The sequence below is a fragment of the Gluconobacter sphaericus genome (assembly GCF_016757795.1).
GTDB lineage: Bacteria > Pseudomonadota > Alphaproteobacteria > Acetobacterales > Acetobacteraceae > Gluconobacter > Gluconobacter sphaericus.
On sequence record NZ_CP068419.1, the window covers coordinates 1,778,193 to 1,787,500 of the forward strand.

At 60.0% G+C, this 9,308-nt stretch carries 8 protein-coding genes (1 of these 8 only partly in view); 4 read left to right on the plus strand and 4 right to left on the minus strand.

Going from position 1 to position 9,308, the window contains the following annotated elements:
- Positions 1–55 precede the first annotated feature (55 nt).
- The 3 genes from IGS75_RS08475 to IGS75_RS08485 are packed head-to-tail and all read right to left on the minus strand — an operon-like array spanning position 56 to position 2,782.
- Complete coding sequence (locus IGS75_RS08475) at positions 56–1,150, minus strand: glycosyltransferase family 61 protein (protein WP_202256577.1); 1,095 nt, start codon at positions 1,148–1,150, stop codon at positions 56–58.
- Positions 1,151–1,158: 8 nt separating this feature from the next.
- The gene (locus IGS75_RS08480) at positions 1,159–2,037 is read right to left on the minus strand and encodes a polyphosphate kinase 2 family protein (protein ID WP_202256578.1); all 879 of its coding nucleotides are present in this window, start codon (positions 2,035–2,037) and stop codon (positions 1,159–1,161) included.
- Positions 2,027–2,782 carry an SDR family NAD(P)-dependent oxidoreductase gene (locus IGS75_RS08485; protein WP_141352713.1) on the minus strand — a complete coding sequence of 252 codons (756 nt, stop codon included), beginning with the start codon at positions 2,780–2,782 and terminating at the stop codon, positions 2,027–2,029. Before IGS75_RS08485 ends, IGS75_RS08480 begins: the two co-directional genes overlap by 11 nt.
- Before the next feature lie 160 nt (positions 2,783–2,942).
- Between IGS75_RS08485 and IGS75_RS08490 the strand changes: the two genes are divergently transcribed.
- Together IGS75_RS08490 and grxB are read left to right on the plus strand one after the other, a co-directional pair.
- On the plus strand, positions 2,943–3,557 hold the full coding sequence (locus IGS75_RS08490) for a YqgE/AlgH family protein (RefSeq protein ID WP_202256579.1): 615 nt from the start codon (positions 2,943–2,945) through the stop codon (positions 3,555–3,557).
- Between the two features lie 32 nt (positions 3,558–3,589).
- Positions 3,590–4,243 (plus strand): glutaredoxin 2, encoded by a 654-nt coding sequence (gene grxB / locus IGS75_RS08495; RefSeq protein ID WP_202256580.1) that lies wholly within the window; start codon positions 3,590–3,592, stop codon positions 4,241–4,243.
- 82 nt (positions 4,244–4,325) lie between these two features.
- Here grxB and IGS75_RS08500 read toward each other — a convergent pair whose 3' ends face one another.
- Positions 4,326–6,533 (minus strand): S9 family peptidase, encoded by a 2,208-nt coding sequence (locus IGS75_RS08500; protein WP_202256581.1) that lies wholly within the window; start codon positions 6,531–6,533, stop codon positions 4,326–4,328.
- 198 nt (positions 6,534–6,731) lie between these two features.
- Between IGS75_RS08500 and IGS75_RS08505 the strand changes: the two genes are divergently transcribed.
- Both IGS75_RS08505 and clpB read left to right on the plus strand, forming a co-directional pair.
- Positions 6,732–7,811 carry an aldo/keto reductase gene (locus tag IGS75_RS08505; protein ID WP_202258387.1) on the plus strand — a complete coding sequence of 360 codons (1,080 nt, stop codon included), beginning with the start codon at positions 6,732–6,734 and terminating at the stop codon, positions 7,809–7,811.
- Between the two features lie 89 nt (positions 7,812–7,900).
- Positions 7,901–9,308 carry the 5' portion of an ATP-dependent chaperone ClpB gene (clpB, locus tag IGS75_RS08510; RefSeq protein WP_202256582.1) on the plus strand. 1,193 nt of this gene lie beyond the right edge of the window, so only the first 1,408 of its 2,601 coding nucleotides appear in the window; its start codon is at positions 7,901–7,903; the stop codon falls past the right edge of the window.

Below are 9,308 nucleotides of genomic sequence, written 5' to 3' on the forward strand. Positions count from 1 at the left end.
CACGATCTGAAATGTAGAATCCCGCCGGAGCAGGTCTTCGGCGGGGGTTGTTTTTTCAGGCGTCGGGCAGGAGGGCTACCAGTTCCCGGACACGCTCTAGAATTTCCCTGACCGGAAGCGGGAGGGCGGCACCGTCGGTATGGTTTTCCCGTGCCGCCCCTGTCTGGAAGACATCCGCCCAGTATTTCAGCCCGCCCTGTGTCGCCATGGCGGCAAAGCAGGGATTGATGTGATGGGACGGAACGAGTTCGTAAACGAGAGTTCCCGGCTGACACCAGGCGATATTGGCCATGCCGGCCCCCAGCATTCCCATGACCATCCCGGCGTCGCTGAATAGGTTGATCTGCTCGGATAGCGACAGCGTTTCGGGCTGCACGCGTTCAAAGCCGAGTTTTTCCAGCTCTGCCGCCAGTTCGGTTTCATTGGGAACGTGCCGGTTGGCTGAACTGCCACGCTCGATATAGAGCCTTCGTCCAGCAGATGGCGCTGTGGCCCCTGCAGCCTGACGCAGCCGCGCATAGGCGTCGTGGGATACGTTCGAGACCGCGAAATCGGCACTGCCATTGATGAAGGTGATGTAGTCGAGGCTTTTAAAGGCGTACTGCCGTCCCTGTTGCAAATGGATATGAACGTCACTGCTCAGGTCCAAAAGCTCAAGCGTCTCGAACTGCCACGGATGCATATGTTCGGGCAGGACAAGGCGGACTGGCCTGCCTGACTGTGACAAGACATGCAGGGTGGGGATCGTATGGGCGACCCAGTGATAGAAGTTCGAGGCCCAGTGATCGACACAGTTTGCGGTCACACCCTTGAAAGGTGCGCAACAGACGATATCTGCAGGACGCAGCTTTAGGTGACGTACAGCTTCCGGATTCTGGACATAGGCGGTTTCAGCGATCGGATGATCTGTATACAACAGCGTCATCAGCGGCTGGTCCAGCACGACGTCGTGCAAGGTAAACTGACTGATCGTAACCGGCGTGCTCTCCCAGTTCCGGAACGGGTTGCGTTCCGGATGGCTCAGGGCAGAGGCGCAGGGCGTTGGAACAGGTCGGACGAGACAGCTTTCGAGAACAGTCGTGCTGCGCGCAATCTCTGCCAGAGTGGCTGGTGGAGAAAAAAGGCGCCTGAGACGGGAGAGAAGCAGCATGGTCAGGATCAGACGGTCTTGGCCGCGCCTTTCAGTAGGGCCTGCTGGGCGTTCTTGAGCGCATCAGACATTTTCTGTTCCGGCTGCTTGAGGTGCAGGCTTTCGAGCGTCTCCAGCAGCGCTTCGGCCACGAGAACGCGAGCAAGCCATTTATGGTCCGCAGGGATGACGATCCAGGGGGCGTCCGGTGTTGCGGTCGCACGGATAGCCTCTTCATAGGCTGCGGTATAATGCGGCCAAAATTCGCGTTCCGTCAGATCCGACGGGCTGAACTTCCAGCGCTTTTCTGGATGGTCCAGCCGTTTGAGCAGGCGCAGGCGCTGTTCTTCTGGCGAAATATGCAGGAAAAGCTTGAGAACGAGGATGTTCTGCCGGTGCAGATAGCTTTCGAAGTTCCGCAGATCTTCCAGACGATGATCCCAGAAATCCGGAAGGTTCGGATTGAGGCCGCGGGCCCGGACCATGTCCGGATGAACGCGCTCTACCAGAACGTCTTCATAATGGCTGCGGTTGAAGATTCCGATCTCACCGCGCGATGGAACGGCGAGATGGATGCGCCACAGATCGTCATGGCGCGTTGAGATTCCGGTAGGGGCCTTGAAGGATGTAACGTGCACACCCTGTGGGTTCAGACCGGAGAACGCGTGCCGGATCGCGCCATCCTTGCCGGCAGTGTCCATGCCCTGAAGTACGACCAGAATACCGTGGGTGGCATAGGCTGCCAGCCGCTGCTGCAGGACGGACATCCGGTCTACACAGTCGCGGATACGGGTGCGGGATTCGTTTTTCTGACGACAGAATTTGTCGTTCGTTGGGATGGAGGACAGACGAAACTTCTTGCCGTCCGTGATGCGAAGCTGGGGGGGGAGGCCGATTTCAACCGACATGACGGTTCACCGCAAGCCCACCCGATGCCTGACAGACCGGCATCATTTCCAGATAATTGACGTTCACGTGCCAGGGGAGGCCGATGAGCCATGAGACGGTTTCGGCAATGTCTGCGGGGGTCAGAGGTGTCGTGTCCTTGTAGACCGCGGCCGCCTTGCTCTCGTCGGCGAGACGCACATTGCTGAATTCGCTGCCGCCGCACAGGCCGGGTTCGATATTGGTCACGCGAACCCGTGTGCCGAGCAGGTCCGTCCGAAGGTTCTGGGTGAACTGATGAACGAAAGCTTTCGTCGCACCATAGACGTTGCCACCGGTATAGGGATACGTTCCGGCCGTGCTACCTAGCGCGATGATGTAACCTGTATTGCGTTCCACCATGCCCGGCAGCAGCGCGCGCGTCAGTTCCACGACCCCGGAGACGTTTGTGGCGATCATCGTCTCCCAGTGATCGGGCACGGCGTCCTGTGCGGGCTCCATGCCGAGCGCCAGCCCTGCATTGTTTACGAGCACGTCGATATCTTGCCACTCTTCCGGCAGTGCAGCAGGGAGGCTGCGCAGCGCGTCACGGTCAGTCATGTCGAGCGTGAAAGGCAGGACGCTCTCGCCCAGTTCATCCTTGAGCGCTTCCAGACGATCCTTGCGGCGACCGGTCGCGATGACGCGATGGCCTTCGCGGACGAGGCGTGTTGCGATCGCGTGCCCAAAACCCGCGGTGGCACCAGTAACGAGAACAGTGAGAGGCATGGCAATCTCCAGACAGACAGCGTGCGCCCGGCAGGCGCGGTTTGGGGAGTCGGTTCAATGACCTGGTCCGGGGGACCCGGTTCAATGACATTGGATGTTATTAACACTCCTGAAGGCAAACGCTTGCAATACGGGAAGGGATGCACCCATGTTGGCAGGCATGAAGAAAACACTCGACGGACGCACTGACAACCTGACGGACTCCTCTCCTGCCGAACTAGGGCTGACGGGAAAACTTCTCGTGGCCGCCCCGGCTCTGGCGGAGACATTCTTCGAACGTACGGTCATCTATGTCTGCGCCCATTCGTTACAGGATGGCGCGATGGGGCTGATCGTCAACCGTCGTCTGTCCCAACCGGGTCTGGATGATCTTTTTGCCCAGCTTGGAATCGAACCGAACCCGCCGGAGCGGCGGATCGGTGTCTGCATGGGTGGCCCTGTCGAGCATTCGCGGGGCTTCGTCCTGCATTCGGCGGACTGGGCCGGGGAAGGCAGTCTCGATGTCGATGGCCAGACGAGCCTGACTGCCAGTCTGGATATTCTGCGCGAACTGGCTACGGGTCAGGGACCGAAACGGGCGATGATGGCGCTTGGCCATGCGGCCTGGTCGTCGGGGCAGCTTGAGCAGGAAATTCTGCGCGACAGTTCCTGGTTCGTGGCCCCGGCAATGGACGACATCGTCTTCGGGACAGATCACGCCCGGAAATGGAGAAAGGCGCTAGAGGCCATCGATATCGATCCTCTTCTTTTTTCAGCGTCTGTCGGGGAAGCCTGATCAGTCCTCACCCCTCACAACAGGACCGCAGCATGAGCGCACCTTACAGTCTTTATCTTTATGAACACTGCCCGTTTTGCACCAAGGCGCGGATGATTTTCGGGCTGAAGAACATTCCTTATGAGCAGCGCATCCTACTCAATGATGATGTGGACGGACCGGTTCGTATGGTGGGCCGGAAGGTCGTGCCCATCCTTGAAGAAGACGGAACATTCATGCCCGAGAGCATGGATATCGTCACCCATATCGACGGGATAGGAACTCCGGTCCTGACAGGAGAGACACGCTCCGAGATCGCGGACTGGCTACAGAAAGCGGCCAAGCCGCTCTATCGCCTCTTCCTGCCCCGCGCTGCTTCAGCACCTCTGCCGGAGTTCGCCACGACATCCGCGCGCGCTGGGTTCATTCAGCGCAAGGAGCCTTCCGTCGGATCGTTCAGCGCCCTTCTGGTGGACGGGACTCCTGAACTGGCGGAACTGAACGTGTTGCTGAAGGAGCTGGTGGGTCTGATCCGTGCATCGGACGCTGTCAATGGAGCGCTCTCCACGGACGATATCCACCTGTTCGCGCATCTGCACAGCCTGTCGCTGATTCGCGGCGTCGTGTATCCCCCGGAGGTAGAAGCCTACCGCCAGACACTGTCGAAGCGGTCCCGCGTGGAACTGTTCGATGACATGGCAGTCTGAACTGGGCGGTCTGAACCGAAGATTTTCTGTGGAAAAGGCCGGATTTTATGATCCGGCCTTTTCTATGTCTGCGGGACGACGATTATTTTCCGGGCTGAAGAACCGCGTGCAGGAACTGCTCCCGCCGCTGGGCCACCCGAGCGCGGATGACCGGATCAGGCAGCATGTGCGTGCCTGGCAGTAGGAGCAGGTCATAGGGTTTGCCGGCATGAAGCAGGGCCTGCGTCAGCTTCATGGTGTTTTCGAAATAGACGTTGTCGTCCGTGATGCCATGCATGAGCAAAAGCGGCTGTTGCAGCGTGTCGGCATAAGCCAGGACATTGCTCTTGTGATAGCCTTCCGGGTCGTCCTGCGGGGTGCCGAGATAACGCTCGGTATAGGCCGTGTCGTAATCCGCGAAATCAACCGGCGGTGCGCCAGCCACGCCGACCTTGAACACATCCGGTCGGCGAATGGTCGCCATGGCAGTGAAATAGCCACCAAAGGACCAGCCATGTACGCCGACGCGGGAGAGATCCATTTCATGGTAGCGCTTGCCGAGCGCCTGAAGTCCGTCCACCTGATCCTGAAGTGGAAGGTCGATCAGGTTGCCCTTGATGGCCCGCTCGAAATCATGATCGCGCCCCGGCGTTCCACGTCCGTCGAGCGTGACGACGATATAGCCCTGATTGGCAAGGCACTGATCATCCAGAAAAGCTGTTGGCGTATCGCGCACCAGCTTCACGCCCGGCCCGGCATAGACGGACAGCACGACCGGATAATGTTTTGAGGCGCTGAAATGGTCCGGCCGAATAATGGCTGCGTCCAGATCACGCGCCCCTGCGGTCGTGAACTCGACATGAACCGGAAGTTTCGGCGTCTGCGCCACACCCGGAAGGGTTGCGACGACATGGCCTGCCGTATCCCGCACCAAAGTCTGGCGCGTGCCCGCGGCACTGGCGAACGTATCCACCATGGCCGTGTGCGTGCCGTTGGTGACATGGATGTTGTGAATGCCGCGCTCCGTCACGAATGGTGTAACGGCCCTGGTTTTCAGATCGATATGCACGACCTCGTTGTCCAGCCGGTTGGCGCGGACTGTCACCGTAAGGCTGTTGTGTTCGGCGTCGTAATCGTTGAGGGCGATATAGGACAGGCCGGGCGGCGTCAGGACGCGCTGGAGTTTTCCGTCCGGGGTATGGAGTTCGAGCTGCCAGTCTTTGCCTCGGTCTGCGGCCCAGAGAAAGCCTGCGTTGTTGTCGAGGAAGACGGGCAGGTTGTGGCCGCCGGATGCGGCACGTGGGTCCAGTTCAATCCAAGCCGGGTCGGACTGTTCCAGAAGGAGATGGGTGGCGCCGGTTGCGGGGTCGATCGTGAGAAGCTGTTCTTTCGTTTGTTCGCGGTTGAGCAGGACGATGGCGAGGGGGGCATTCTTCTGCCAGACGACGCGACCGAGATAGGGCCATGCGTCATGGTCCCATGAAATCCAGCGGATCGGGCCGCCTTTGGCATCCACGAGGCCGAAGCGCGTTTTAGCGTTGTTCGTGCCCGCGCGGGGATAGCGGAAAGTGACCGGCTCGGCCTGCGGGGTTTCGGGGTTGGTGATGTAGTGCTTTTCGACGTCGCTGTTATCGGCTTCCTCGAACAGGATGGTTTTGCTGTCCGGCGACCACCAGGCACCATCCGCACGTTCCAGTTCCTCGGCAGCGGCAAATTCGGCGAGGCCATGGCTCAGAGTGTCGCTGCCGCCGGTTGTCAGGCGCGTTTCACGTCCGCTGACCAGATCGACACTATAAAGGTCATTATCCCGCACGGCGGCGAGGCTGAGCCCATCTGGCGAGAGGCGCGGGGCGATCCACTGACCCTCGACAGGCGTGACGCGGCCGTCATCCGTGGCGATGCGTTCGAGCTGCCCACCCTGTGAGGCGAGAACTGTGCCGCCGTCCTCGCTCATCTGGTAATCGGTAATGCCGGACATGCTCTGGCGCGCCCGTTCGCGCCGGGCTTTCTCCTCGACCGACAGATGTTCCGGCCCCGATGCAGGTGCGGCCAGTTCATGAATCGCATGATCCGACAGGTCGTAGCGATAGAGATGCAGATGTGTGTCGAACGGTCCCGAGCGCAGGAACAAGACGGAGTGACCGTCCGGCGTGACTTCCGCGTGGTTCGGCAGGCCAAGCGTTCCGTTCCGGGTCTTGGCGAGATCGAGCATGCAGGCCGCGGGAGCGGCGGCATTGACAATCCCGGCGGACAGCACTGGAGAGATGAGGGCGCAGGCCATAAGGGCGCGACGAAGGGGGTGTGACGGCATTGCATCTCCAAAAGAATGACGGCGGACAGGATTTTGACGTCGATCATGGACCGGGGCGTCGTTTGTGAACAGGGTTTGCGGAGGGGATCTGCGCAACCCTCTCACGTTTTCGAGAGCAGGGGCGATTTTACCGGGACCGATCCCGGGTTCGTGTGTTCTGCATTGCACTACGTCTCAGCAAGAAGGAGCCTGATGGATATGCAGTATCGTCAGCTTGGTCGCTCGGGCCTCAAGATTTCAGCACTCAATTTCGGATCGGTCACATTCGGCGGGCAGGGCAATTTTGCCGCCACCGGTAAGGTGGATGTGGCCGAAGCCACGCGGATGGTGGATATCTGCGTCGAGCATGGCGTGAACATGTTCGATACGGCGGACGCCTATTCCGGCGGCGAGGCCGAGGAAATCTTGGGACGTGTCCTTCAGGGACGCAGCCGCGAACTGCTCGTGACCTCCAAGGTGCGTTTTCCGACGGGGAAGGGGCCGAACGAACAGGGGCTGTCGCGCCATCATATCCTCAATGCCTGCGAAGACAGTCTGCGTCGTTTGGGGCGCGATCATATCGACCTTTATTATCTGCATGAATGGGACGGCCTGACGCCGGTCGAGGAAACGCTTGAAGCGCTCCAGACCCTGCGCGATCAGGGCAAGATCCGGTATGCGGGCATTTCCAATTTTGCAGGCTGGCAGGCCATGAAACTGCTGGGCGCTGCCGAGCGGCACCGGTTGATCACCCCGGTCAGCCAGCAGCTCTATTATTCCCTTGAAGCGCGGGATGCCGAATATGAACTTCTGCCGTTGGCCGTGGATCAGGGGCTAGGTGTTCAGGTCTGGAGCCCGCTCGCCTGTGGCCTGCTGACGGGGAAGTACCGTCGCGGCAAGACGGCCCCGGAAGATTCCCGCCGCATTTCCGGCTGGCCGGAGCCGGAAGTCCGGGATCTGAAAAAGCTTTACGATACAGTCGAAGTTCTAGTGCAGATTGCGGAAGAGCATAGCGTCTCCGCCGCTCGCGTGGCTCTGGCCTGGACGCTGCACAAGCCGGGGATCACGTCGCTGGTTCTGGGTGCACGCAAAGAGAGCCAGCTTCTGGACAATCTCGCTGCCGCGTCGCTCCGTCTGACGCAGGAGCAAGTCCGCAGGCTTGACGATGTGAGTGCACCGGACCTGATCTATCCGTACTGGCATCAGAACCGCAACGCGTTCGATCGTCTTTCGAAGGCGGATCTTGTGTTGCAGGGGCCGGCAAAACGTCATCGTGAGGCTCTTGAAACGAAAAAATGACTGCCTAAATATTCATCACAGGCCGCTGCCTTCGGGGGCGGCCAAGAACATCAATGCTGCCGCAACGGGGCATACGAGGACTTTAGACTATGGATATTCAGAATTTCACCGAACGCAGCCAGGGCTTTCTTCAGGCCGCACAGACCATTGCGCTTCGGGACTACAACCAGCAGCTGACGCCGGAGCATCTGCTCAAGGCTCTGCTGGACGATGAACAGGGCGCGGCCTCCGGTCTGATCCGCGCGGCGGGTGGCGATCCGAAGGCTGTGCAGACCGCCAATGATGCCGCTCTCGCCAAGCTGCCGAAAGTGCAGGGTGCCGGTGCCGGTCAGCCCCAGATGACGCCGGATCTTGCCCGTCTGCTGGACGGCGCGGAATCCGCTGCGAAAGTCGCGGGCGACAGTCATGTCGCTCAGGATCGTCTGCTCGTCGCAATTGCGTCCAGCAATACGCCCGCGGGCAAGGCGCTTGTGGACGGCAAGGCCAGCGCGGCGGCTCTGGAGCGTGCTGTTGCGGAAATCCGCAAAGGGCGCACCGTCACGAGCGCATCTGCGGAAAACACGTTCGACGCCCTGAAGAAATATGCCCGTGACGTCACGGCTGTGGCGCAGGCTGGCAAACTTGATCCGGTTATTGGCCGTGACGAGGAAATCCGCCGGACCATTCAGGTCCTGGCGCGTCGCAGCAAGAACAACCCGGTCCTGATCGGTGAGCCGGGTGTGGGCAAGACGGCCATTGTTGAAGGTCTCGCACAGCGGATCGTCAATGGTGACGTGCCCGAGGCCCTGCGCAACAAGAAGCTGATGTCGCTCGACATGGGCGCGCTGATTGCTGGTGCGAAATATCGCGGTGAGTTCGAGGAGCGTCTGAAGGCTGTTCTCAAGGAAATCGAAACGGCTGAAGGCGAGATCATTCTCTTCATTGACGAAATGCACACGCTTGTCGGCGCCGGTCGGTCCGATGGCGCGATGGATGCGTCCAACCTCATCAAGCCGGAACTGGCACGCGGCACGCTGCATTGCGTGGGTGCGACGACGCTCGACGAATACCGCAAGTATATTGAGAAAGATGCAGCGCTGGCCCGCCGTTTCCAGCCGGTCTTCGTGGGTGAGCCCACTGTGGCCGACACGATCTCGATCCTGCGTGGCATCAAGGAGAAGTACGAACTGCATCATGGCGTCCGCATTACGGACAACGCCATCGTTGCGGCCGCGACCCTCTCCAACCGCTACATCACGGACCGCTTTCTGCCGGACAAGGCGATTGATCTGATCGACGAGGCTGCCAGCCGTCTGCGGATGCAGATCGATAGCAAGCCGGAAGCTCTGGACGAACTCGACCGTCGTATCATCCAGCTCAAGATCGAGCGGGAAGCCATCCGTAAGGAAGACGATAACGCCTCGAAGGATCGTCTGGTCGCGCTGGAAGCGGAACTTGCCGATCTGGAAGAGCAGTCTGATGCGATGGGCGCCGAATGGCATGCCGAGAAGGATCGGG